The sequence below is a fragment of the Crinalium epipsammum PCC 9333 genome (assembly GCF_000317495.1).
Classification (GTDB): Bacteria; Cyanobacteriota; Cyanobacteriia; order Cyanobacteriales; family PCC-9333; genus Crinalium; species Crinalium epipsammum.
The window spans coordinates 3,874,772-3,901,014 of sequence record NC_019753.1 but is presented as its reverse complement, the minus strand read 5'-3'; the positions used below and the strand labels follow the sequence as shown (position 1 = coordinate 3,901,014).

The 26,243-nt window shown below is 41.4% G+C and carries 21 protein-coding genes; 15 read left to right on the top strand and 6 right to left on the bottom strand.

Annotated features, from left to right (window positions below; genetic code table 11):
• Positions 1-272: 272 nt before the first annotated feature.
• The 3 genes from CRI9333_RS17020 to CRI9333_RS17010 all read right to left on the bottom strand — a co-directional run bounded on the left by CRI9333_RS17020 (position 273) and on the right by CRI9333_RS17010 (position 3,903).
• Positions 273-1,253, bottom strand: a complete 981-nt coding sequence (locus CRI9333_RS17020; RefSeq protein ID WP_015204414.1) for a GH25 family lysozyme — start codon at positions 1,251-1,253, stop codon at positions 273-275.
• 181 nt (positions 1,254-1,434) lie between these two features.
• Positions 1,435-1,842, bottom strand: coding sequence for a hypothetical protein (locus CRI9333_RS17015; protein WP_015204413.1), 408 nt, complete (start codon positions 1,840-1,842; stop codon positions 1,435-1,437).
• A 123-nt stretch (positions 1,843-1,965) separates the two neighbouring features.
• On the bottom strand, positions 1,966-3,903 hold the full coding sequence (locus tag CRI9333_RS17010; protein ID WP_157462341.1) for a hypothetical protein: 1,938 nt from the start codon (positions 3,901-3,903) through the stop codon (positions 1,966-1,968).
• Between the two features lie 869 nt (positions 3,904-4,772).
• On the opposite strand from CRI9333_RS17010, the gene nuoH reads away from it, so the two are divergent.
• From nuoH to CRI9333_RS16980, 6 genes are all read left to right on the top strand, one after another.
• Positions 4,773-5,891, top strand: coding sequence for an NADH-quinone oxidoreductase subunit NuoH (gene nuoH, locus CRI9333_RS17005; RefSeq protein WP_015204411.1), 1,119 nt, complete (start codon positions 4,773-4,775; stop codon positions 5,889-5,891).
• 172 nt (positions 5,892-6,063) lie between these two features.
• Positions 6,064-6,645, top strand: coding sequence for an NAD(P)H-quinone oxidoreductase subunit I (gene ndhI, locus CRI9333_RS17000; protein ID WP_198013683.1), 582 nt, complete (start codon positions 6,064-6,066; stop codon positions 6,643-6,645).
• 115 nt (positions 6,646-6,760) lie between these two features.
• Positions 6,761-7,405, top strand: coding sequence for an NADH-quinone oxidoreductase subunit J (locus tag CRI9333_RS16995; protein WP_015204409.1), 645 nt, complete (start codon positions 6,761-6,763; stop codon positions 7,403-7,405).
• A 15-nt stretch (positions 7,406-7,420) separates the two neighbouring features.
• Positions 7,421-7,732 (top strand): NADH-quinone oxidoreductase subunit NuoK, encoded by a 312-nt coding sequence (nuoK, locus tag CRI9333_RS16990; protein WP_015204408.1) that lies wholly within the window; start codon positions 7,421-7,423, stop codon positions 7,730-7,732.
• Between the two features lie 429 nt (positions 7,733-8,161).
• Positions 8,162-9,484 carry a 3-isopropylmalate dehydratase large subunit gene (locus CRI9333_RS16985; protein WP_015204407.1) on the top strand — a complete coding sequence of 441 codons (1,323 nt, stop codon included), beginning with the start codon at positions 8,162-8,164 and terminating at the stop codon, positions 9,482-9,484.
• A 203-nt stretch (positions 9,485-9,687) separates the two neighbouring features.
• Positions 9,688-10,407 (top strand): Uma2 family endonuclease, encoded by a 720-nt coding sequence (locus tag CRI9333_RS16980; protein WP_041226099.1) that lies wholly within the window; start codon positions 9,688-9,690, stop codon positions 10,405-10,407.
• A 16-nt stretch (positions 10,408-10,423) separates the two neighbouring features.
• Here the strand turns inward: CRI9333_RS16980 and CRI9333_RS16975 are convergent, their stop codons facing one another.
• From CRI9333_RS16975 to glgP, 3 genes are all read right to left on the bottom strand, one after another.
• Complete coding sequence (locus CRI9333_RS16975) at positions 10,424-10,780, bottom strand: type II toxin-antitoxin system HicB family antitoxin (RefSeq protein WP_015204405.1); 357 nt, start codon at positions 10,778-10,780, stop codon at positions 10,424-10,426.
• 76 nt (positions 10,781-10,856) lie between these two features.
• Positions 10,857-11,690 (bottom strand): Tab2/Atab2 family RNA-binding protein, encoded by an 834-nt coding sequence (locus CRI9333_RS16970; RefSeq protein ID WP_015204404.1) that lies wholly within the window; start codon positions 11,688-11,690, stop codon positions 10,857-10,859.
• Positions 11,691-11,886: 196 nt separating this feature from the next.
• Positions 11,887-14,082, bottom strand: a complete 2,196-nt coding sequence (gene glgP / locus CRI9333_RS16965; RefSeq protein ID WP_015204403.1) for an alpha-glucan family phosphorylase — start codon at positions 14,080-14,082, stop codon at positions 11,887-11,889.
• A 434-nt stretch (positions 14,083-14,516) separates the two neighbouring features.
• Here glgP and CRI9333_RS16960 point away from each other — a divergent pair, with 434 nt between their 5' ends.
• From CRI9333_RS16960 to CRI9333_RS16920, 9 genes are all read left to right on the top strand, one after another.
• Positions 14,517-15,791, top strand: coding sequence for a valine--pyruvate transaminase (locus CRI9333_RS16960; RefSeq protein ID WP_015204402.1), 1,275 nt, complete (start codon positions 14,517-14,519; stop codon positions 15,789-15,791).
• Positions 15,792-16,016: 225 nt separating this feature from the next.
• The gene (gene truB, locus CRI9333_RS16955; RefSeq protein ID WP_015204401.1) at positions 16,017-16,973 is read left to right on the top strand and encodes a tRNA pseudouridine(55) synthase TruB; all 957 of its coding nucleotides are present in this window, start codon (positions 16,017-16,019) and stop codon (positions 16,971-16,973) included.
• A 46-nt stretch (positions 16,974-17,019) separates the two neighbouring features.
• Positions 17,020-17,502 (top strand): pentapeptide repeat-containing protein, encoded by a 483-nt coding sequence (locus CRI9333_RS16950; RefSeq protein WP_015204400.1) that lies wholly within the window; start codon positions 17,020-17,022, stop codon positions 17,500-17,502.
• 230 nt (positions 17,503-17,732) lie between these two features.
• Positions 17,733-19,673: a S9 family peptidase gene (locus tag CRI9333_RS16945; protein WP_015204399.1), complete on the top strand. Its 1,941-nt coding sequence runs from the start codon at positions 17,733-17,735 to the stop codon at positions 19,671-19,673.
• 258 nt (positions 19,674-19,931) lie between these two features.
• Positions 19,932-20,984 (top strand): hypothetical protein, encoded by a 1,053-nt coding sequence (locus tag CRI9333_RS16940; RefSeq protein WP_041226098.1) that lies wholly within the window; start codon positions 19,932-19,934, stop codon positions 20,982-20,984.
• Positions 20,985-21,065: 81 nt separating this feature from the next.
• The gene (locus tag CRI9333_RS16935; protein WP_015204397.1) at positions 21,066-21,518 is read left to right on the top strand and encodes a chemotaxis protein CheW; all 453 of its coding nucleotides are present in this window, start codon (positions 21,066-21,068) and stop codon (positions 21,516-21,518) included.
• 121 nt (positions 21,519-21,639) lie between these two features.
• Positions 21,640-23,238 (top strand): methyl-accepting chemotaxis protein, encoded by a 1,599-nt coding sequence (locus CRI9333_RS16930; RefSeq protein ID WP_015204396.1) that lies wholly within the window; start codon positions 21,640-21,642, stop codon positions 23,236-23,238.
• Positions 23,239-23,247: 9 nt separating this feature from the next.
• Positions 23,248-24,519, top strand: a complete 1,272-nt coding sequence (locus CRI9333_RS16925) for a CheR family methyltransferase (RefSeq protein WP_041226097.1) — start codon at positions 23,248-23,250, stop codon at positions 24,517-24,519.
• A gap of 15 nt (positions 24,520-24,534) precedes the next feature.
• Entirely contained in the window at positions 24,535-26,241 is a 1,707-nt protein-coding gene (locus CRI9333_RS16920; protein ID WP_015204394.1) for a methyl-accepting chemotaxis protein, read from the top strand.
• The last annotated feature ends 2 nt before the right edge of the window (positions 26,242-26,243 follow it).

The following is a 26,243-nucleotide window of genomic DNA, read 5'->3' as shown; positions in this document are numbered from 1 at the left end:
AGGGTGGACTGGCAAATCCTCAATGTTTTTAGTCTAACAAATCTAGGACTTACGCATTTGAACCAAAAATTCTGGTTTTGGGGACTGGTGATTAGGGACTGGCGACTGGGGAAAAGCCTTAAATAATCAGGACTTATATAGCAGTCAGCTTATGCTAGAGCGTCTACAGCTTTTTTCAATGTCCTGTAGAGACGTATTATGTTACGTCTCTACATCAAGTATTTGTCGCGCTCATTTCCGAATTAGGATTAAAACCTGCTTCAGAAGATTATTTACTGAGATTTTTTCCAACGTTGGGCAAATTCAGCTAAAGTTGCTTGAGGAATTTTGCTTTGCAACCACTTAATAGCTTGATCTTGATTGGCAGTAAAACCGCCTGTATATGATTTAGGAAGATCAACTAAATTGATGATGGCAGTAGGTGTGACAGGCGGTTTTGGTACTGGTGGTGTATACCACAGCAATTGCACCCAGGTTTTCAGCCCTATAATTCCATCAACTTGTAGTTTATTAGCAGTTTGAAAAGCAATAATGGCTTTCTTTGTTTTTTCATCAAAATCACCACTAATACTACCAGGATCAAATTCTGGTTGCTTAAAGTCTTTGAGTTGCTGTTGAATTTCCCTAACTCTTGTGCCTTTTGCTCCAGGAAAAAGCAGATTAAATTTATTAAGATCTCCTACACCACTTACGCCCGTGATTCCTCTAACATCTCCTTTGTATTGATGAATAGCCCAGTTGCCTTCACCCCACGAGCTAGGTATCCAAGGTTTTTCTACGTCATAATGAGCAATCCAAAGTGGAAATGTAGAAAAATCTGACGGGTTTTTAAGGGTATTAATCCAGAAATTAGGATAGGTGTAAATAATTGGTTTAATTTTCTTTCCTGTTTGTTGTTGAATGCCTTTCATAACTTCCAACAGCCACAGTTTCATGGCATTCACAACAGTAGCACTACTAGCTCCGTTAGTTGTTTCTACATCTAGTACTGGTGGTAAGTCACCTGGTTCAAGCTTTACAGTTTTAAGAAATTCGCGGGCTTGTTGTACAGGGTCGGATTTGAGAGGATGGAAGTAGTGGTAAGCTCCCCTGATCATTCCGACTTGCTTCATGTCTTGCCAATACCGAGAAAAAGAGGGGTCTTTGATGGTAACGCCCTCGGTTGATTTTACAATTCCATACATTTTGCCAGAGTTTTTAACTGCTGACCAATTAACTGTCTCACCATAACTAGCAACGTCAATCCCAAACATACTTTAACTCTCCAACATTATGTATGATGAACTTTCACGATTTAGCTGTTGTGCATCTAGTTTATATAGTAGTCATTGACAAAAGGAAACACCCAAACAGAAGAAATACAATTTTATTTGCGTATTAGCTTACTTGATCAGATAATTTGTCATTGATAATTAATCAGCTAGTGTTAGTATTTTAATATTTAATATTTCTGCAAAACTGAGTAGCGCTTGTTTGTAGTTTATTCATATCTGTTTTAATTCCTTTAAGCTGGCTGGGTAACCCTTGGGATACTTGTTGGTTAATAAATCCCACATTTTGATCTAGTAAAGAAGCTTGGGTTTCTACATTATTGAGGCGATTCTCTAAATGTTTAACTCGATCAAATTCTGCTTTATCTGCTAAGAATGGAATCTGTCGTTCAATTTGGTTTTGCTGTGTCATTAGTGAAACTGCCATAGCACCCATTAAAGCTATTGACAACACACATAAACCACTCAGCAATCCCAGCCAAGCGTATAGCCGCCGTACTTCTTGGTATAGTCTTGCTAGACGTTGTAAATCTCGCTCCTCAGAACTCAGCATATTAGGTTCGATAGTCATAATTTTCAATTTGTTAGTGCTGTAAGAGCAAATCAAATAGGATGTGGTTTACATTAGTATATAGAAAACCTGCCTAAAACGCTTTGTTCCTTGGCTGGGGTTGGGTTAGCTACATTACAGCGATTAAAACTGAACAGGCAAGCGAACTCCTACTCCTAATGACACTGGATTATCAGCTTGGACTCTGAGATTTTGAAAAGGTGTTGAGCCTACTCGATTAGTAGCATAGGCTTCAAGTTCTAATCCAGCAATTGCTCTTAATGAGGGGTTCCAGCGTAAACCTAAACTCCAAGGAATTACTGTTTGACGCTTGTTATCAATAAAGCCATTGCCTTTGCCACTTAAGTCTATTCCTGTCTCAGCGATAAGTTGGAGATTTTGATTTATGGGAAGTGAACCACCTAAATTGAATCCAGCCATCTGCAAGCCATATCGTTGGATAAATCCCAAGGTGGGAGTCAGCCAAATAGCGTTACCATTTTGGAATTGATAGTTGATGGGGGTAGAAAGAGTTACTATATATAATTGTGATTCACTTTCATTACTAAAAGCAAATCCACCCTTTTTCAAGCCACTTCTTTGAAATGCTTTAGCGTCATTATTAATGAGATTGAGTAAAACATTATTTGTTCTACCTAATGTGGCAACAGTACTTAAGGTAAATGGATCTCCATCTGCTTGATGTAAAAGTCTAAGTCTGCCACTAACTCCTGCTTCAGATTCGTCTGTGGTTCCTGAAATATTTTCTACGAATACACCGAGTTCTAAATCATCTAACAAGCCATATTGAATAGCAGCGAGTACACCTTGGCTACCTCCCTGAATTGTTGTCAGTAACTGTCCGTTAGGAATGGTACCTCCGTCGAAAAAAGCAAATCCAGCAGGTGTTGCGGGTGGTGGTTGTAAAGTTGATTTAAAAGATGCAGGGTAGCGGCGATTGGCAGTTGTGATTCCTGGAATAAAGGTGACACCTAAGCCGAAGAAAGGATATTCTTTATCTGCAACTATAGATAAAGCACCTGTATTACCAAGGCTGTTAGAAATGAATATATCTGTAGCTAATCTGGGATTAACTACATATCGCAAGCCTGCATTATAAGCGATCGCGCGATCGGGTAAACCGGAACCTCGATCAATTGTGTTGTTACCTGTGAAGGGAACGAAAGCATCACCCCAAAGCGAAATTCTGGGACTAACACGATAACTTACGCCTCCTGCTACACCCAAAGTCGTACCAAAGGAACCAGGGTTTGCTACAGGGGGTCTACGCAGATATAAGGCGTTATCTTCTGGTAAAAAGGCAACTTTAGGAGAAAGGGTAAATGATATGCGATCGCTTGTTTTTACAGTATAGGGAAACTCTAAAGATGTAACTATTTCTTGTTGATTAGTTCCAGCACTAAGAACGGGATCTGTTGCATTAATAAATTGGTAAGAGCGTACCCCTCTAGAGATGGCAAATACTCCACTTAAAGCTTGATTACCTGTAGGATTTTGCCAAAGTCGATGTTTTGCCTGAAGTGTCAATTCTTGAAAAGCATTACCGCTACCATCGAATGTACTTCTTTGAGCCCGAAAAGAGCCTTGTTGACCAGGTTGTGAATTATCTAAGCTTTGAGCATCTAGTGTCAACTCGAAGTTATTAGTAACACCCCAAGTAATGCCCAGCGTAGGTTGACCAGTTAACCCACCAACGACATTTTGTGGTGCTAATGATTGCCTGTAGCGCAAGTTAGTGACTACTTCACCTGCTGATAATTGATGGGCTGTGGGAAGAATTGGCTGACTACTATCTAAAGCATTTTCTCGCAAGCTTTCTACTTTTGTTGTTTGTTCTTGGGGAGTACTATTATTATCTAATTGATTGACAGGAACAATCTCTTCAGTATTATCAATATTGGTGTTAAACTGGCTAATTTGTACAATTTGTTCTGCTTCAGCAGCTTTTTCTGGTAACAATAAAGCCGCAGAATTGGATGAATTTAAAAAATTGTCTGAATCAGGAATATATTCGTTAGTATTGTTAATTATGTTAGAGTGTTGCTCTGGCTGTGCAACCACTTTTGAATCGGCTAAAACCGATTTTGAAAAAGTCCCCAGCCACAAATATAAAAATCCTAAAATGAATCTATTAGTTTTAAATAAAAGGTGATTAAAATCAAAATTTAAGCTTATGCCTCTGGGTAGATGTTGCTGGCGTTTTGAAGATGCGTGCAAACTAAATTTTGAACCTGAACAATTTCTATAGTTGGTCACAATGTAACTCCTCTTAATAAATGGGTCATTTTAGAATACCAGTTGATATCCAGACTAAAGCTGTTGTGCTGAAAATAATAAATCGACAGCTTAAAAATTCTACTGATACGGGCTGTGAAAGCCACCTTGTTGCTGTAGATTGCCTAAAGTGGTGAGTAAGTCATAGGTTGAGTGGCTGTGTAACTACCAGGGAAGAGCAAAATCCAGGTATGTGCGGAATTAGTGTGCAAATGTTCTTAATTGAACATTTTTACTTATATAGTTATTAGGAAAACTGGATAGTAGAGGTCTAATTATATTTAGCCCAGTTGTTGCTGCTTGCTCAGTTGCATTTAATTACTGGTTCAATTTATCAATTACAGTGCTGATTTCTGGAGAAATAGCCATTACTTGATTTAAGTTGCAATTGTTGATCTTGATAATTCCAAGTAATCAGCCTACCATCAGTTGGAGCGTCACCCGATTTTTATACCACTTTACCAGAAGTGCGATCGCTCATAGCTAACTTTATTCCATCCATAAGTAGAATTTCTCATCCACTCCACTGTTGAGACACCGTGCAGCGATATACTAGGCAGTTAGAAAGTAAAAAAAACTTCACAATAGATCCAGATAGACTGATTCAAGACAGGCAGTCTCGAATCGCCTAACTTAATTACGAAGAAGCGGGAAACATGAACCCAGGCATTGACCTACAAGGAACTTTTATCAAATCTTTGATGGATTTGGGCATCCCTGCTGGTGCTGCCAAAGCCATTTGGATGCCCCTGCCAATGTTTCTAATGATTATCGGTGCCACAGTTGGCGTTTTGGTAGTCGTTTGGCTAGAGCGAAAAATTTCTGCTGCTGCCCAACAGCGCATAGGACCAGAATTTGCAGGACCCTTGGGTGTTTTACAGCCAGTCGCCGATGGTCTAAAGCTGGTATTTAAAGAAGATATTGTTCCAGCAAAGGCGGACTCCTGGCTATTTACATTGGGACCAATTCTCGTCGTTATCCCTGTGTTCTTGTCCTTCTTAATTGTTCCTTTTGGACAGAACTTGGTAATTACAGATTTAAACGTAGGGATTTTCTTGTGGATTGCCCTGTCTAGCATTGCGCCAATTGGCTTGCTGATGTCTGGTTATGCTTCTAATAATAAATACTCCTTGATAGGAGGACTTAGAGCAGCAGCGCAGTCTATTAGTTATGAGATTCCCTTGGCGCTATCGGTGCTGGCGATTGTGATGATGTCTAACAGCCTCAGCACCCTTGATATCGTTAATCAGCAAGCAAGTTACGGCATTCTTAGCTGGAATATTTGGCGACAACCTATTGGTTTCCTGATTTTTTGGATTGCAGCCCTAGCAGAATGTGAACGACTTCCGTTTGACCTCCCTGAAGCAGAAGAAGAACTGGTTGCTGGTTATCAGACTGAATACGCAGGGATGAAATTCGGTCTGTTTTACATCGGTTCTTATGTCAACTTGGTTTTATCTGCCATCTTAGTTGCAGTTTTATACCTGGGTGGTTGGGAAACTCCCATTCCTATCGAACTGCTAGGTAGCTGGATTGGAGTTAGTGAAACAAGTCCCTGGTTGCAAGTAATTGATGCCGCGTTAGGTATCAGCATGACTGTGCTAAAAGCATACTTTTTAGTATTTATAGCAGTATTGCTGCGTTGGACTGTACCTCGTGTCCGCATTGACCAATTGTTGAATTTAGGTTGGAAGTTTTTGTTACCAGTATCTCTGGTAAACCTACTGTTAACTGCTGCTTTAAAGCTAGCTTTTCCCTTTGCCTTTGGTGGATAGCAATTAGCTATCAGCTATCAGCTATCAGCTATCAGCTTTTAAGAATTAAATACCACTAAATTATTGGTGGAGTTATGAAAATAAATTCTTAATTCGCAATTAATTTTACTGAAGCTGACTGCTGAAAGCTGACTGCTAATTAACAGCTTAAACAAGAGAGTGAGACACAATGATCAAATTCCTGAAACAAGTTAGCGACTACGCTAAAGAAACTGTACAATCAGCACGCTATATTGGTCAGGGGTTATCTGTTACCTTCGACCATATGCGTCGTCGTCCGGTTACAGTACAGTATCCTTACGAAAAACTAATTCCCTCTGAACGCTTCCGGGGTCGGATTCACTTCGAGTTTGATAAGTGTATTTCCTGTGAAGTTTGTGTGCGTGTATGTCCCATCAACCTACCAGTTGTAGATTGGGAATTTGATAAAGCTTCTAAGAAGAAAAAACTGAAGCACTATAGCATCGACTTTGGGGTTTGTATCTTTTGCGGCAACTGTGTAGAATACTGCCCTACTAACTGTCTATCTATGACAGAAGAGTATGAGATGTCCACCTACGACCGTCATGAATTGAATTATGACAACGTAGCATTGGGTCGCTTACCTTACAAAGTTACAGATGACCCAATGGTAACTCCTCTAAGGGAATTGGCTTACCTGCCCAAAGGTGTAACTGAACCCCACGGCTTGCCAGCAGATGTTCGTCGTGCTGGTCAGCGCCCAGAGGAAATTGCAGAACAAATCGAAAAATAAGCATCGGTGGTTAATTATTAATTGGTCAGATGTTATGGCTCATAGGTCAAACTAATTAACAATGACCAATTAACAATGACCAATTAACAATCAACAAGGATAAAGGACAAATATTGTGAATTTAGCAGAAGGGGTTCAGATTGTTTCGTTTGGCTTATTAGCAGTAATGATGCTTGGGGCAGCTTTAGGGGTAGTGCTGTTGGCTAACATCGTTTACTCTGCTTTTTTGTTAGGCGGCGTGTTTATCAGCATTGCTGGTTTATACCTTTTGCTGAATGCTGACTTTGTAGCGACAGCACAAGTATTAATCTATGTTGGAGCGGTGAACATTCTAATTTTATTTGCGATCATGCTTGTGAACAAGCGTGAAGATTTTAAGCCGCTTCGCAATCGTTGGATACGTCAAGGGTCAACAGCTTTAGTCTGTGCGGGTTTGTTTACACTCTTAAGCACAATGGTACTGGTAAGCCCTTGGGATTTGGCTCCTGGTGGGATTACTGGTCAAAATACGGTTGTGGAATTGGGTCTACACTTTTTTAGTGACTTTTTACTACCTTTTGAGTTGGCTTCTGTATTGTTGTTGATGGCAATGGTAGGTGCAATTATTCTGGCACGTCGGGAATTTATTCCAGAGGAAATTTTACCTGATCTCAATCAGCCTACGAGTTTGACTTTACAAGAAAGACCAAGAGAACTATTGACTGTAGGTAGTGGTGGCAAAGGTGATACTACTACTCAACCTATAGATACAAATGCCTAGAAACGGAGATAAATAATGCACCTACAACTTCAGTATTTCTTACTATTAGCTGCGGCTTTGTTCTGTATTGGCATTTATGGCTTGATTACTAGCCGTAATGCTGTGCGAGTGTTGATGTCAATTGAGTTGATGCTAAATGCGGTCAACATTAATTTAATTGCTTTTTCTAATTACCTCGATCCTCAAGAAATTAAGGGTCAGGTGTTTGCGGTATTTGTACTCACTGTGGCTGCGGCTGAGGCAGCAGTGGGTTTAGCGATTGTGTTGTCGATTTATCGCAACCGCGAAACAGTGGATATGGAGCAGTTTAATTTGCTGAAATGGTAAATTTACTGAATTTGGGATTTGAGATTTAGGATTGGTAATTAATAATTCAAGGTCTCAAATCGCAAATTCTAGTGGCAAAGTTGAGCTAATTTTGCTACAAGTGTCTTAAGTAGGTATTGAGCTTGTCAGAAATTAAGGTCTGAATTGTTAATGAAGCGATCGCACCTCCACACTAAATCTTCCCCACAAAATATTACAGATCCACGCATTCCCGATCCAGAAATTTTACAACTATAAATAAATTACTGAAGCAGCTATTAGGATAAAACTTGGATGTTTCCTGGTGGTAAAGAGGAATTATTAGAGCAAGTTTTTCTAGAGTAAGCTTTCAATCACAAATATGGAAGCATGAGTGCGATCGCACTCATAAGCTTAACTGGTTTCAAGTTAACGTATTTCAATAATCGCGTCTAAGAAAGGAGAATTACTATGGGAATGACCCTAACTGAGAAAATTTTGGCTCGTGCCTCTGGTCGGTCTGTAGTCGAACCAGGAGATAATATTTGGGTAAATGTAGATTTATTAATGACCCATGACGTTTGTGGACCTGGTACGATAGGTGTTTTCAAACGCGAATTTGGAGCAGATGCTAAAGTTTGGGACACTGAAAAAATCGTTCTAATTCCCGACCACTATATCTTTACTGCTGACGAACGCGCTAACCGCAATGTTGATATTCTGCGGGACTTTGCTAAAGAACAAGGCATTAAATATTTCTACGATATTACCGACAGATCAGACTTTAAAGCTAACCCAGATTATAAGGGCGTTTGTCATATTGCCTTAGCACAAGAAGGTCACACCCGACCAGGGGAAGTACTATTTGGTACTGACTCCCACACCTGTAACGCGGGTGCTTTTGGTCAGTTTGCTACTGGTATTGGTAACACTGACGCAGGTTTTATTATGGGTACTGGCAAGTTGCTGATTAAAGTACCAGCAACTATGCGTTTTCTCCTCAATGGCGAAATGCCAAAATATCTGCTAGCAAAAGATTTAATTTTGCAAATTATTGGGGATATTGGTGTTGCTGGTGCTACTTATCGGGCAATGGAATTTGCTGGTAGCACTATCCAACATCTTTCGATGGAAGATAGAATGACGCTGTGTAATATGGCGATCGAAGCTGGTGGGAAGAATGGCACAGTTGCACCAGATGAGACGACTTTTGAATATGTGCGCGATCGTACTAACAAGCCATTTGAACCTGTTTATACTGATGCTGATGCCCGCTTCTATTCAGATAGGCAGTACGATGTTTCTCAATTAGAGCCTGTTGTTGCTAAACCTCACTCTCCAGATAATCGCGCTTTAGCACGTGAATGTCGCGATGTCAAGATTGACCGCGTGTATATTGGTTCCTGTACTGGTGGTAAAACTTCAGACTTTATGTATGCAGCCCAAGTTTTGAAGGGTCAGCAAGTGAAAGTTCCCACATATATAGTGCCAGCAACTCAGAAGGTTTACGAAGATTTGTTTACTACCAAGTACGATGGTAAAACTTTATCTGAGATTTTATTAGATGCTGGTTGTATCGAACCTGCTGCGCCTTCTTGTGCTGCTTGTTTAGGTGGACCAAAAGATACTTTTGGGCGGATGAATGAGCCTGAAATTTGCGTTTCTACTACTAATCGTAATTTTCCTGGTCGGATGGGTAATAAGGAGGCTGGAATTTATCTAGCTTCACCTTATACAGCAGCAGCATCCGCTATTACTGGGTATGTAACTGATCCGCGTGAGTTTCTCTGTTAAAAAGGCTAATTTGCGAATTTACGCAGAGATCCCCCTAAATCCCCCTTAAAAAGGGGGACTTTGATGGGCTTGTCCCCCCTTTTTAAGGCAGGGGGGATCTAGGTTTCAGGCTTGCGTAAATCATCCCGCAGGTTAAAATTTACGCAGGCTTAACATTTACAATTAACGCTAGGATATAATTATTGATCTTGGCGTTATTTGTCATGTTTCAATACGACTCTCGATTACGTTTGCCTTCTGCTGAAGATCTTCCCGACTCTGACGATACCCCTGTGGATAACGAACTGCAAGACTTAATCCCTAGTTTGCTGAAAGCCACACTAGCTATGCTTTGGGCAGATCGGATGGATTGGTTTTTTGGCGTGGATATGGGAATTTACTACGATCCAGAGCAACCGCCTATTGTACCAGATGGGTTTTTAAGTTTAGGGGTAGAGCGGATTATTGATGAAGATTTGCGCCCAAGTTATGTACTTTGGGAAGAACAGCAAATACCGATTTTTGCCTTAGAAGTTATTTCTGGAGCTTACAGAGGCGAGTTTACTACTAAGAAAAATAAGTACGCTGAAATAGGAATATTATATTACGCTGTTTACAATCCCAAACGTCGTCGCAAGCCACGTTTAGAAGTGTATCGCTTAGTTGATGGTGTGTATGAATTTTTATCAGAAAATCCTGTTTGGTTGCCAGAAATAGGTTTAGGAATTGGACGGGAAGAAGCTACACATCAGGGACTAAGGCGCGAGTGGTTATATTGGTATGATCAGCAAGGACAAAGATATTTAACGCCAGAAGAATTAGCGAAACAAGAGCAACAACTTCGTAAACAAGCAGAAGCAAAAGTTAGAGAAGTTGAGGAACGTGCTAATAAGTTAGCAGAGAGGTTGCGATCGCTTGGTATTGATCCAGATTCTTTAAGTTAAATTTACTTCATATTTCTCATTGAATATAATAAGCTTCCGCTTCTGCATCAAGTTCGCGCCGATATTGTTCTATATATTCCAACATTTCATCAAACTGCGGATCATCTTTAAACATACCAGCAAATTTCATCCAAGGATGCTCTGTTTTCGGATTATAAATCTCTAATGAAACAATTTCTGCTTTTTGCAAACGCGCATTTACAACCTGATTGAGTTTTGTTAAAGCTTCTTCTTTCGTAGCACCTTCAGCCTTACACTCTGACCAGCCTAATATTGTTGCTGCATAATTACCTGATTCAGTTTGCTCAATCAGGACAGTGTAATTTAATTTTGAAGTATTATTGGTAGTAGAGGTCGCCACTTCAGTATTCATAAGTTTATTGACATGATTTTATATAACTTATGATAACTTTTATAGCAGGTATACACGCTAATACAGACAAACTAAACTACAATTCCTCAGCCTTTAATAACCAAAAACCGCTATAAGTTACGCCAGAATCATCAGGTTGTACTAATAAAAAGTGTAATCCCTTACTCTGCTGTTTACGCTGTTCATAAGTTTGCGCTGATTTCACAACTTCTTGATCTTCAAATGTAGCAACAACCCACCTATCTACTAAACCTGCTTCTAATACTAATCCTGCTGGTTCACCAATTATAAAATGTAAAGATACTGGTTTTGCTTCTTCTAACCAACGCGCTAATCGCAGAGATTGTCTGCCACCATAAATAATTACACCTGGAACTGCTACAGTTGATGCTAAACCTAAGTTAATTGGTAACAAAAACTCTGGCATTTCTAGAACGGGAATTGGACGTTCTGCAAATGCTTCTACTAAATCACCTGCGGGTAAAGTTGCAAAGCGCCATTGTTCTCCTAAAAGATTTTCTGGTAGTGGTGTTGGGGGTGGTTTATCTAAGGCGAGAGGATTATAATTGTCTCCATTAGTAGAGTAATATTCTGCTTTGTCTTGCAATAGCTCTTTAAGAGCATAAGTGTGGCGAGTTGCTTCTACTTTAATATTTAATTGTTGACCTGCAAGCTGGATTAAGTTAAAAGATTGGGGGCGAAATACTTGGATAATATCGGGTAAATGTTTAGCATTTCCAGCAGCTTCTTGGAGTTGGGAAACTATCCAAGTAACATTAGCTTCTGATTGACGGCATTGTACTTCATAAGTAAAGCTGCGGGTGAGATCGCATATTACCAATTCCCACCATACCTCTCCTTGCTGATTTTTGAGAGGGCGACGATAAAAATCAACTTGCCAAATTTTCATGTAAGCTTCCAAATAATCCTGAATTCCTATAGATTGTCGCGTAGATTGCAAATTTTTTTTAGAACGCAGATGAAAGCAGATTAACGCAGATTAACGCAGATATTTCCTAAAATTTTTTCACTTCTGCAACGGGTATATAAAAAAATCAGGCGGGGATTGCCCACCTGATTTTTAGCTTAAGCGTTAAAAATGCTGCTTATGCTGTAACACTAGCGAGAATTGGTTTGACACCAGATGAACACCCAGGGGCGTATACCTGAGTAACATAGTCGGCAACCATGCGGTCTGTGTTGAACAGGGGCGCGTTGATTTTAATGGATGCTTTCATCATTTGAATCCAGCGATGGGGAACGCCATTGGCATCCTGGTCGTAATACATTGGTACAATTTCTTCTTCCAGCAATTTATAAAGTGCTTCAGAATCAATCCGATCCTGTAACTCTTGATCGCTGGTGTTGGCATCTTCACCAATTGCCCAACCGTTAATACCTTTGCCGTTAGCATCTGCTTGATAGCCTTCGCACCACCAACCATCTAAGACGCTGCAATTAATTCCACCGTTAAAGCAGACTTTTTGCCCACTTGTACCAGATGCTTCTAGAGGACGGCGGGGGTTATTTAGCCAAACATCTACGCCTTGGACGAGTTTTTGGGCGGTGTAGATGTCGTAGTCTTCAATTAAGGCTACTCGGCTGACAAGGCTTGGGTGTTTACACCATTCCATCAACCTTTGAATAATGCGTTTGCCTTCTTCGTCTTGTGGGTGTGCTTTGCCAGCAAATACTATTTGCACGGGGCGATCGCTATTACCAAAAATCCTTAAAGCGCGTTCCGCATCCCGTAATAGTAAGTCACCTCGTTTGTATAGACTGAAACGACGGGCAAATCCGATAGTTAGGACGTTGGGATCAAGTAATTGCTCTACGGAATCAATGCGGTGTTGATCTTCGTGGCGCTGTTGCCGTGCTAGTTTCAGCTTGTAGCGAGTATGAGCAATCAACCGTTCTTTGAGAACTTGATGCCGCCACCAAATTTCCTCATCGGGAATATTGTCTACTTTCGCCCACATTTGGGAATCCATAAGATTATTCAGCCAATCTTCGCCGAAGTACTCTTGATACAAATCGGCAAGTAACGGCGCTGTCCAAGTAGGGGCATGAACTCCATTGGTAATGTAACCAATAGGTACTTTGTCTTCGGCACGTTCTGGGTAAAGAATTTTCCACATTTTGCGGGAAACTTGACCGTGCAATTCGCTCACGCCGTTAGCGGTGCGACACATCCGCAAAGCTAAAACAGTCATGCCGAATGGTTCCCAGGGATCACCCAGACGACGTGCGCCTAATGCGAGGAATTGTTCACGAGATATTCCTAGTGTTGCCCAGTAGTGAGCAAAGTAGGAGTCCATCAGGTCGGATGAGAAGACATCGTGACCTGCGGGTACTGGGGTATGGGTGGTGAAGACACAGCGATCGCGCACTGATGCTTCAACGTCATAAAATGATTTACCAGTACGCTGAATTTCATTACGGGCAATCTCTAAGGTGCAGAATGCAGCATGACCTTCATTCAAGTGATGAATAGAAGGATTGATTCCCACTGCTTGTAATGCTCTTACACCGCCAATCCCTAGCAATACTTCTTGGGCAATGCGAGTGTCTTGATTACCGCCGTAAAGATGTCCGGTTAACCAGCGATCAATGGGATCATTATCATCCCGATTTGTATCTAATAAGTAAAGCTTGACACGACCAACTCGCGCTAACCAAATTTGAGCATTAACCATCCTTTGGCGAACTTCCACCTTAATCGTTAGGGGTTGTCCTTGCTCATTTGTAATTAACTCAACGGGCATCCGCTCAAAGGGATTGTCAATATAGTTTTCTTCTTGCCAACCACTCTGATTTAAGCGTTGTTGGAAGTAACCTTGACGATAACCCAGCCCAACAGCTACCAGAGGTACGCCTAAGTCTGAGGCTGATTTTAGGTGATCCCCAGCCAAAATACCCAAGCCACCAGAGTAAATTGGTAAGGACTCGTGGATGCCAAATTCTGCACAAAAATAAGCTATTGGGCTTTCTTTTTTAATTTCTGGAGCGATATTACTTGCCCAAGTATTTTTTTGCTCCATGTATTCGTTAAACTGCTGTGCTAAGGCTTTTACCCGTTTAATGTATGTGGGGTCTTTTGCCATTTGGGTAAGGCGCACATAGCTGGCAGATTCTAGTAGAGCGACTGGGTTGCGTCCACAACGCTGCCATTCTTCAGGGCTAATGCTTTGAAATAGGGAAATGCGATCGCTTGTCCAACTCCACCAATAATTGTAAGCTATGTCTGCTAAGGGCTTGAGCGGAAAGGGGAGTTTGGAGCGTAGCGTCTCAACTGTTGTCATTATTTCTTTAATTTGCTGAATTACTTCGATGTTTAGGCGGTTTGGGGAAAGACCTACTTATACTAGCTAATCTTGATGAATCTACCCGTTACTTTTTGCAGTTTTTAGCTGAATGCAATAAGAGGTCAGAACTATCATCCCATTCGTCCTAGTTTATAGCTTGACAGGCTTCTCACCAAAAATAGTGTTTTATTACACTTTTTACAGATTTTGAGGTGAAATTTTGTGAAGTGGTAGGACAATAGAAGAACGGTTAGTGCGATCGCTATTCAATAGCTGTTACTTCCTTCCCACGCTCAAGATTAGCGATCATATTCTTCTTCTTCCTTGGCGACCTTTGCGTCTTGGCGGTTTTTTAAATAGGTATTCACCATCGCGGGAAGGGAGTAATCTACAATTTGTCAACCAGTAAAAAATCTATTTTGCTAAATCCTATGAACCCTGCCCTTACTCAATTTGGCGATAAAATGTCCCACTTAACTGGAGTGCGGGCAATTATGAAAGATATTAAAGAAACCCTACAAGCAGGTGTAGGACAGCAATATATTAATCTCAGCCCTGGTAATCCAGTAATTTTACCGGAAGTAGAAGAACTGTGGCGCGAATATACCACAGAATTATTAAATGGTCAAGACTTTGGCAATGTTGTTTGTCGCTACGGTGATAGCCAAGGTTATGAACCACTGATTGAAGCTGTAGTTAATTTTTTCAATCAACGATACAACCTGAATTTAACTAATCGCAATATTCTGATTACCCCTGGAAGTCAAAGCCTTTACTTTTACGCTACTAATGCGTTTGGGGGATATACCAGCAGTGGTAAACTCAAGCAAATTGTATTGCCTTTGAGTCCAGATTACACAGGTTATGGTGGTTTAACTTTATTTCCAGAAGCTTTGTTTGCTTACAAACCTGCTTTGGATATTGATACCGCAGGACATACATTTAAGTATCGCCCAGATTTTAGCAAGTTAAATATAGATGAAAGCACAGGTTGTGTGTTGTTCTCCCGTCCCTGTAACCCTACAGGAAATGTGCTTACTGATGACGAAGTGCGTAAGATCGCAGCATTAGCAGAACCTTATGATATACCTGTGTTAATTGATTCTGCCTACGCGCCGCCTTTTCCAGCGTTGAATTTTACGGAGATGACTCCGATTTTTGGCGGTAATATCATTCACTGCATGAGTTTGTCGAAGGTGGGATTACCAGGGGAAAGAATTGGGATTGCTATCGGGGAAGAAAAGTACATTAACGTACTAGAGTCATTCCAGACGAATATGTGTATACATTCGTCACGGTATGGACAAGCGATCGCAGCCCGTGCAATTGAAACTGGTATGCTGGCAGATATCGCCACATCAGTTATCCGTCCCTATTACCAGAAAAAATTCACCGTTGTAGAAAGTACTTTAGATGAGGCAATGCCTAAAGATTTGCCTTGGTTTTTACATCGGGGTGAAGGCGCTATATTTGCGTGGATTTGGTTTGAAGATTTACCGATTACTGATTGGGAGTTATACCAACAATTAAAGCAAGTTGGTGTAATTGTTGTTCCTGGTAGTTCTTTCTTCCCTGGTTTGCGTGAAGATTGGAAGCATAAACAAGAGTGTATTCGGATTAGTTTAACGGCGACTGATGAGGATATTGAAACTGGAATGCGACGGTTAGCAAAAGTGATTCAGGACGTTTATAAACGTGGGAATTAGTTTTTGATAATAAATCAAAAAGCCGACACCCTCATATAGTTGTAGGTTGGGTTTCGTTTATCAACCCAACCTACGCAAATCTTTTTGCAAAATTTTTTAAGGTCTTTTTTTATAACGCAGATGAAAACAGATAAACGCAGATGAACGCAGATGATCAATTAAATTTATCGAATTTTGCAATAGCTATACCAATTTGACTGATGTTCACTTATTAATTTATTAACTGTGCAAGGTTTCTTAAATTTAAACAAACCAGCAGGTTTTACTTCCCATGACTGTGTAGCGCGGGTGCGTAAGTTACTGCGTTTAAAGCGTGTCGGACATGGGGGAACTTTAGATCCTGCTGTTACGGGTGTATTACCGATTGCCTTGGGTAAAGCTACGAGATTATTACAATATCTCCGCCAAGATAAAGCTTATCAAGGGACAATTAAGTTAGGAGTAACAACAACAACTGATGATTTAGCTGGGGAAATTATTTCTCAACAACCAGTAAATGATCTGAGTTTAGAAGCTGTTACAGCAGCACTACAACAATTTGAAGGAACTATTCAACAAATCCCACCTAATTACAGTGCTATTCAAGTACAAGGTAAACGTTTATATGATTTAGCGCGGGCTGGAGAAAAAATTGATGTGCCAGCGCGAACAGTGGAAGTATATCAGATTGATGTTTTAGACTGGCGAGGTGGGGAGTTTCCAGAAATAGATGTAGCGATCGCCTGTGGATCTGGTACATATATAAGAGCGATCGCACGTGATTTAGGTATTGCTCTTAATACTGGTGGCGTACTCGCTTCCTTAATACGCACCGCCAGTTGTGGGTTTAATTTAGCTGATAGTATCACTTTTGAAGAATTAGAAGAACAGATTCAGCGAGGTACATTTCAACCAATCCCACCGCCAATCGCTTTAACACATTTAATATCTGTAAATTTATCCGCAACAGATGCTAAACGTTGGTGTCAAGGGCAAAAAATTTTAAATCCTCAATTTTCTATTTTAGACATAACAGAAAGTGAAGAACAAGAGCCTAGCGATAGAATATCAATTCAAGCGGCAAAATCAACAAACTTTCTACGGGTTTATGATGAAAACCAGCAATTTTTAGGCATTGCTAACTTAACTGATTCAGATCAAGGAAAAGTGTTAACGCCACAGATGGTTTTTGAGGCACTTTAGCGTAGATAATCTAAAAAGAGAAAATATTCAACTGTATTGGACGATTATGAGGTATTTTAAAGTACTGGTAGCGTTACTGTTAGCATTCATCTTTCTTTTATCCCCTGAATCAGCTTTAGCTGCTAGGAAAGCTAAACCCAAACTAGATCTTAGTGGGAAAGATTTTTCCGGTCAAACCTTAATTTCATCTGAATTTGTGGAAGCTAATTTAGATAACACTAACTTTAACAATGCTGATATACGAGGCGTAGTTTTTAACGGTTCTACTCTGAAAGGTAGTTCTCTACACAGTGCAGATTTTACTAATGGGTTAGCTTATGCTGCTGACTTCTCAAATGCAGATCTTAGTGATGCAGTTTTCAGTGAATCAATTTTGCTAAAGTCCAGATTTGATGAAGTAAATATTAACGGTACTGATTTCAGTGGTGTTGTATTGGATGGAACTAACGTCAAGAAACTTTGTGATGTAGCAGATGGTGTTAACTCCAAAACTGGTGTTGCAACTCGCGCATCATTAGGTTGTAAATAAGCTATAATCTATGGGGAAATAATATTTTTAGTTATTAATTTCCCCGCTATCTTATTAAAATAATATTTTGTAAAATAGTAAATTAAAGCTCAGAAATTTGCTTATTGCATAATTAAATTTTTGGATAATTAACCACGGATGGACACAGATAAACACAGATGTACGCGCAGCTAAACTGTAGCTACAAAAATGGTTTAATTGATTTTTGAAAAACAAATAGTGATATTAAAATGAATCAACCACAAATTGCATTATATGGATCTTGGAAATCTCCTATTACATCAGATTTAATTGTCTCGGCAACAATAGGATTAGGACCAGTTGTTCTTGATGGCGATGATATCTACTGGATTGAAATGCGACCACAAGAAGGCGGACGAAATGTACTTGTAAGGCGTACCCCAGATAATCAACTTGCTGATGTTACTGTTGCGCCTTTTAATGTTCGCACTCGCGTAAATGAATACGGTGGCGGTTCTTTTTTTGTAAATAAGAGTACAGTGTATTTTTGCAACTTTGCAGACCAGCATCTCTACCGTCAAACCTTAAATGCTGAACCGCAACAACTTTCTCAAGGGCAGTCAGGGGGAGATTTGCGCTATGCAGATATGATTATAGATCCTGTGCGCGATCGCTTAATTTGTGTACGCGAAGATAATACTGGTGGCGGTCACGAACCAGTAAATACATTAGTTAGTATCAGTCTGCCAGATGGAAACACTCAAATCTTAATTTCTGGTAGTGAATTTTACTCTTCACCACGTCTAAGTCCCGACGGTACAAAATTAGCATGGCTGAGTTGGAACCATCCCAATATGCCTTGGAATGGTACAGAATTATGGGTTAGTGAAATAACAGCCGATGGTTCTTTAAATACACCTCAGTTAGTTGCTGGTGGCATTGATGAATCCATATTTCAGCCAGAGTGGTCGCCAGATAACATTTTATACTTTGTTTCAGATCGTACTGGTTGGTGGAACTTCTATCGCTGGCAAAATGGTAATACTGAATTACTATGTGAAATGCAGGCGGAATTTGGACTTCCCCAATGGGTTTTTGGAATGTCTACTTATGGCTTTGATGCTAATCGCATTATCTGCACTTACACCCAAAATGGTATTTGGTATTTAGCCAGTTTAGATACAACTACTAAACAGCTACAACAAATAGAAACTCCTTACACAGAAATTTCTTCACTCAAAACAGCGCCAGGTCGTGTTGTATTTAGTGCAGCTTCACCGACAGAATCAACAGCTATTGTGGAGTTAAATTTATCTAGTGGCGAGTTGCAAGTTTTACGGCGGTCAAGTGAGATGGAAATTGACCCTGGCTATATTTCCCAACCGCAACCGATTGAATTTCCTACAGAAAATGGCTTAACTGCTTATGCCTTTTTCTATCCACCCAAAAACCAAGACTATAACGCACCTGCTGGAGAAAAACCGCCAGTATTAGTTAAAAGTCATGGTGGTCCAACAGCAGCAACATCTAGTCAATTAAACTTAAAAATCCAATATTGGACAAGTCGCGGTTTTGCTTTCTTAGATGTAAATTATGGTGGGAGTACAGGTTATGGACGGGAATATCATCAACGCTTAGATGGTAAGTGGGGTATTGTTGATGTTGATGACTGTGCAAACGCGGCGCGTTATCTTGCTAACCAAGGTTTAGTAGATGGTGAGAGAATGGCGATCGCAGGTGGTAGTGCAGGCGGTTATACTACACTTTGCGCCCTGACATTCCGTGACGTATTTAAAGCAGGCGCTAGTTATTACGGGGTTAGCGATTTAGAAGCTTTAGCTAAAGATACCCACAAATTTGAAGCACGTTATCTCGATAGATTAATCGGTGCGTACCCAGAAAGGCAAGATATATATATAGAGCGATCGCCTATCCATTTTACTGATAAACTATCTTGTCCCGTGATCTTTTTCCAAGGGTTAGAAGATAAAGTTGTTCCACCTAACCAAGCAGAAATGATGGTGGAAGCATTAAAAGCAAAAGGTTTACCTGTCGCTTATGTTCCTTTTGAAGGAGAACAACATGGGTTTCGTCGCGCTGAAAATATTAAACGCGCTATTGATGGGGAGTTTTATTTCTACTCGCGGGTGTTTGGGTTTAAACCAGCCGAAAATTTAGAACCAGTACCGATAGATAACCTTTTAGAATGAGGCAGAGCCTCATTCAATGGTTCCCAGGTTCAACCTGGGAACAAGACCAAAAGTCCCCCTTTTTAAGCAGGGCTGTTTCATTTTCCTTGAGGCTGACACCCGCACATAGTGCAGCTACACTAACAAAGCCCGCCTACCGAGGCTAGGCTTTCAATTAATGTTTGATATTAATTGAAAAGTTCTATAAGTAATTAATAAACATTAGGTAAGAATAGTTTGCTGATAAAATCAGGGGTTATTTAGCGAGGGAGTTGATGATTGACGCGATATATTTCTAAACAGCATCACCCTGCGGTTAGAACAATTGTCAAACAGATACCCTTAATTGGTTGCTTAGTGATCGCTGTTTTTAGCGTGTGGCTGTCTAAAATGCCAGTTCAGGCGGAGGCTGTAACATCTCCAAAAACTTGTCAACTCGGAGTTTACTTGACATCTTTACGAGATTTTAATCCAGCAGAAAAGTCGTTTGCAGCAAACTTTTGGGTCTGGAGCATTTGTCCTTTTGAGACTCTAAAACCCCTAGAAAGCCTAAAGGTGATTAATAATAGGGAAGTTAGTAGGGATTATACCAGTTTTTCTCGAAGTGAAAATCAGTCGGATACATTTAAGGCAAATAAAAACGTATTCTGGTCTGAACAGGAAATTAGCACAACTTTATATCACAACTGGGACACAAAAAATTATCCATTTGATCGCCATAAACTGGAAATTTCCCTTGAGGAAGCGAAATTAGATGCTTCCAACTTTGTTCATGTCCCCGATTTTACTAACTCAGACTATCAACATAATATAGATGTAGAAGGTTGGGAAATTACAAACTTTAAGGTTTCTCAGGTAAATTTCCCTTATAGAACCAGTTTTGGTAGTCCCAGAATCAAAAAAGAAGCGAACTCTCGATCGCGCTTAGTTGTATCAATTACAATCAACCGCCAGAGCAAAGTTAGTTTCTTTAAACTTGCGATTGGAGTTTATGCGGCTGTTGCACTCTCAATCATGACGTTGCTGCTGGATCAAGATTTTGGCGATCGCATGGGCATCTTTGTCGGTACTTTGTTTGCAGTTTTAGTAAATATGCAAGCAGCAACATCAGATTTGGGTAGTACCAATTCTGTCACCCTGATTGATTTCATCCACATTATCGCCATTATTTACATCTTCATAACAGCCATTATGCTCGTCTACACTCGATTTCTCAGTGAATCAGAGCAGGACTCGCGGTATTTGATGCGTAGCTTTGCTGTTCCGATCCTGTCTGGCTCATTTGTTGTTCTTAATATAGTTGTCATTGCTTATGCAGCGATCGTGGGTTAGGGATGAGTATAAATTCTCATTTTTAGACGTATAATATCCTGAAATTTTATTTGTCGTATTCAATCAGAACTTATCATTAAAGTGCTAATTCTACTCTTCTATGCTGGGAAAGATCTATACGCGATCGAAGGCACTCACATTGTTGAGGTGATTCCACGAGTCAGTCTCAGAAAGGTGCAGCACGTACCCGAATATATGGCGGGTTTGTTTAACTACCGAGGCATCATCCTACCAGTCATTGATCTGTGTCATTTGATTCAAGGTACACCGAGTCGCTCTTACCTGAGTACCCGCATCATTATCGTCAAACATCCTCGCCAAAATGAATCGCTAAAATATTTAGGGCTGATGGCAGAGCGGGTGACGGAAACGTTAAGCGTATCAAACGCAGATATTAAGGATTCGAGCATTCGGGTTGAGGATGCGCCATACTTAAGCGGCACAATCGTTGATGAAAAAAGGATTATTCAATGTATTGAGCTTGAGCGGCTTTTCAGCGATGAGCGATATGCTTGTTTGCTGATGGTTGAGTAGGCATAACCAAAAAGAGTATTGATGAAGAATCTAGGAAAAAATTGGGAAAACCAATGGTTTAGCACCATCTTTTTTTAGGTTTTTATCGTACTTGTAATTAATTTTTTAGTCCTCAATATATATGTTAAACAAAATTACCAACCGTCTAATACTAGGCTTCTCGATTCCAATTATTTTCCTGATTGTGCTGGGAATAATCCTGTATTCAAGCACTGCCCACTTAATCAAAGTGCAAGAAGACTCAAGGCGACTTTCTGACGCTTATGAAAATACGAATGAGTTTGCTTACGATGTCGCTAAACTCATTGGCAGTACTCGAGGGTATGCGCTCTATCCTAAAGACCAGTCTTACCGAAAGACTTACGATGAAGCTCGAAAAGCCATGCTTCAGAAAAAGCAAGATTTAGCAAACGTTACTGATTCGCAGGCTCGCACGGTGATTAACGAGATGATTGAGCTTGGTGAAGAGGACGATCGCATTGCAGCAGGTGTTTTTCCTCTTATTGATGCTAATAAACTGAACGAGGCAAAACAGGAACTTTCAAAGGCTCGGCTTGGCGAACTTGAAGAATTACGCACTCAAGCCACCACAATCCTGGGGGATCGACTCAATGAGAATCGACAAGAGGGCGAGCAAGCCAAGAATTTTGAGATCTTAGTGATTATTCTGGGAACGCTGTTGACGCTGCTGGCAATCGTGGCGATTGGCTTGTGGGTTGCTTTGCCGATTCGACGACAACTTCCAAGAGTGGTGCAAGCAGCAGAGCAGATTGCTGATGGAGATTTACAGCAAACAATTGAGCAAAGCAACGATGGTAGCGAAATTGGGCAGTTGCTAACCGCGTTTCACTATATGTCTAAAAATCTGAACTCGCTAATTCTCCAGATGCAAAAGTCTGGAGTGCAGATCGGCACTTCCGCAACTCAGATTGCAGCAGCCGGAAAAGAGTTAGAAGCAACTGTTACAGAACAGCTTGCTTCAACCAATGAAGTGAGTGCAACCTCGCAGCAGATTGCCGCTACTTCCATAGCGCTGGTCAAGGTGATGGAGCAGGTGGCGCTGATGGCGCAGTCTACAGCAACGGCTGCTGGTGCTAGTCAAAATGACCTGAACCGAATGGAAACAGTAATGCGCCAACTTTCGGCTGCAACCACCTCGATCGCGACTAAACTTGGGGTAATGAATGAAAAAGCAAACAACATTAACAGTGTTGTGACGACCATTAATAAGGTTGCCGACCAGACTAATCTGCTGTCTCTAAATGCGGCAATCGAGGCAGAAAAAGCTGGAGAATACGGGGCGGGCTTTGCTGTTGTAGCACGGGAGATCCGCCGATTGGCTGACCAAACCGCCGTCGCCACTCTGGAAATTGCCCAGATGATCAAGGAGATGCAGTCGGCAGTTTCGACTGGCGTGATGGAAATGGATAAGTTTAATAAATCTGTTGTTGATAGCGTTGCAGATGTCAGCAAGATTAGCCATCAGGTTGCTCAGGTTATTCAGCAGGTGCAAGGATTGACTCCACGCTTTGAGCAGGTGAGCCAGAGCATTGAGGAACAATCCATGGGCGCACAACAGATTAGTGAAGCAATGGGACACCTGAGTCAAGCATCTCAGCAGACGGTAGATGCTTTACGGGAGACGAACAGTGCTGTAGGGCAGCTTGATGGAGCGGCAAATGGATTACGCTCAGAAATTGCTCGATTCAAAACCGCTTAGGCTTACATGATGGTACTATCTACGATCGCCACATTGTTGAGCCAATCCATAGGCTTAGATCCGGAAATAATTGGCTCCAACCGAATTGCCATAGCTGTCGAAAATCGTCGAGTTGGCTGTCAATTGCCTGACTTAGAGAGCTATTGGGCGCGGTTACGAACCTCCGCTTCAGAATTAGAAGAACTGATCGAACTACTCATCGTGCCGGAAACCTGGTTTTTCCGGGATGGTAAGCCGTTTGATTACCTGAAAACCTACGTCACCTCGGAGTGGCGGTTATTGCCACGCAATCCGCTTCGAGTGTTGAGTGTTCCCTGCTCGACTGGCGAAGAACCTTACTCAATGGCGATCGCCCTACTAGAAGCGGGTCTGCTTCCGCAACAGTTCCGGATCGATGCGATTGATATTAGTCAACGCTCCCTGACAAAAGCCAAGCGCGGAGTCTATACCAAAAACTCCTTTCGTGGCGATGCTTGGACAAAGCGCGATCGCTACTTTCAACAAACGGCGGAGGGTTACGAACTACACCAGCCCATTCGTGAGCTAGTCAATTTTCAGCAGGGGAATGTAATGACCTCCCTGACGCTCACCAAAAAGCAATACGACATCATCTTCTGCCGCAACTTGTTGATATATCTGCAATCAGAAACTTGCTCACAAGTATTAGCAGCGCTCGATCGCCTACTTATACCAGGAGGGTTACTGTTTGTGGGAGCGTCTGAAACTGGAAAAATTGCCGCAGATCGGTATGCCTCTGTCCGTCAGCCTTTCACATTTGCTTATCGAAAGTTGAACCCATCGCTGACCCAACTGGAACCCCTTAATATTACTCAACCAGTAACTCCTCAAACCCTCGCCAAGCAATCTTTAGGAGTAAAAAATTACTCTGCGCCCGACACTCAGCAAATCAAAGCATCTGATTTATCTGCCAGTTCAAACGATTTAAGCTTTGAACCAATACCGTCTGTTGATTTACAAACGGTGAGAAAGTTAGCGGATGACGGGCGATCGGCAGAAGCGATCGCGCTTTGTAAAGCCTATCTGGTCGATCATCAAACGAGTGCAGTTGCCTACACTCTTTTGGGAGAACTGTATCAGGCTGACCAGCAAAATGCCCAAGCACAGCAATGTTTTCAACGTGCTATATACCTGGAGCCAACCTCTTATGAAGCGTTAGTTCACCTCGCCTTATTGAAGGAACATCAAGGCGATACAGTAGGGGCAAAAATCATTCAGCAGAGAATTCAGCGTTTGCAGCATAGTCTCAGGACAGAAGCTTAGAAGGAAAAACCGGATATGTTCAAAAACCAATCCATGCAGGCACGCCTGATCTTCGCGTTCATCTTCATGGGGCTTTTGGTGCTAATTGTGGCGTTGGTGGGTCTAAGTGGCAGTTCTCGCTTGAGTAAGCACATCGACACCCTAGCCAACAATAGTGTACCCAGCATCTCCGGTTTGTGGAAAATTAATGAAGGACAAACCCAGATTGAATCGTCAGAACGGGGCTTACTAGATATCAATCTTGGTAAGGATGCGCGCCAGGTAGAAATCGATCGCATGGATAACGCCTGGAAGCAAATTCAGGAGGGATTTCAGCAGTATGAACAGACTCCTAAGTCGAACGCGGAAAAGCAGGCATATAAAGACTTTTTAAATAAATGGGATGCGTGGAAGAAAGCCCATGAGGAGTTTTTGAGACGTAATCTCCAGTTTGAGAGCTTGGGAGTTTTCAATCTATTTGAAAATTCAGCGGCAAATGCTGGTTCGGCGATCGCTGCCTACAAAGAGCTTGAGACGCAAGTTCAGGTAAACCGTCAACCCTTTACAGCCTCAACCGATGCACTTTTGGCGGTGTTGAAAATGAATGAGGATTTGGCAGCAGAAACAGAACGTGTATCCGCGAAAGATGTTTCTCAAGTTGGATTTTGGGCATTTGTGGCAATCCTGATTGGTCCGGGAACGGCGATCTTATTTGGAATTTTCTTTAGCAACACGATCGCTAGACCTCTAGGAGCCAAAATTGCTGGAGTCGTTGACATTGCCCAAAAGATTTCAGCCGGAGACTTAACCAGCCAAATTCCACTCGCTGACCAGGAAGATGAAGTCGGTCAATTGCAGAATGCTTTTTACACCATGAATAAAGACCTGAATGCCTTAGTCAATCGCATTCAACAGTCCGGTAATCAAATCACCAGTTCTGCCGACCAAATTACGGCATCTGGAAAAAACCTGGAAGCAACGGTTACAGAACAGGTTGCTTCAACGAATGAAGTGACGGCAACGGCTCATCAAATTGCGACGACATCAAGGGAATTGGTAAAAACAATGGAGCAGGTTGCAGCAATGGCTGAACAAACGACAGTGGCAGCAGATAATAGCATAAATGATTTAAACCATATTGACTCTGTGATGCGTCAGTTGTTAGAAGCGACTCAGGTTGTGTCTTCCAAACTGGAAGTTATGAACGAACGAGCCAACAATATCAGCAGAGTGGTGACAACCATCACGGTTGTGGCAGATCAAACCAACTTACTTTCGCTTAATGCAGCATTGGAAGCCGAGAGAGCCGGAGAATACGGGGCGGGCTTTGCTGTTGTAGCACGGGAGATCCGCCGATTAGCTGATCAAACCGCTGTTGCCACGCTAGAAATTGAACACATGATTAAGGAGATGCAATCGGCAGTTTCTACTGGCGTAACAGAGATGGATAAGTTTACGAAGTCTGTCGTTCATAGCGTCGAAGATGTAGACAAAATTAGCGATCAAGTTACTGAAGTAATTCAGCAGATGCAGGGATTAACCCCACGCTTTGAGCAGGTGAGTCAGAGCGTCGAGGAACAATCTCAGGGAGCGCAGCAAATTAGCGCAGCGATGGAGCATCTGAGCCAAACTTCTCAGCAAACAGCAGGCTCGTTACGAGAAACCAATTACGCCTTAGAACAGCTTGACGAAGCTGCCCATAGCTTAAAGACAGAGATTGCTCGATTTAAAGTGACAGCTTAAAC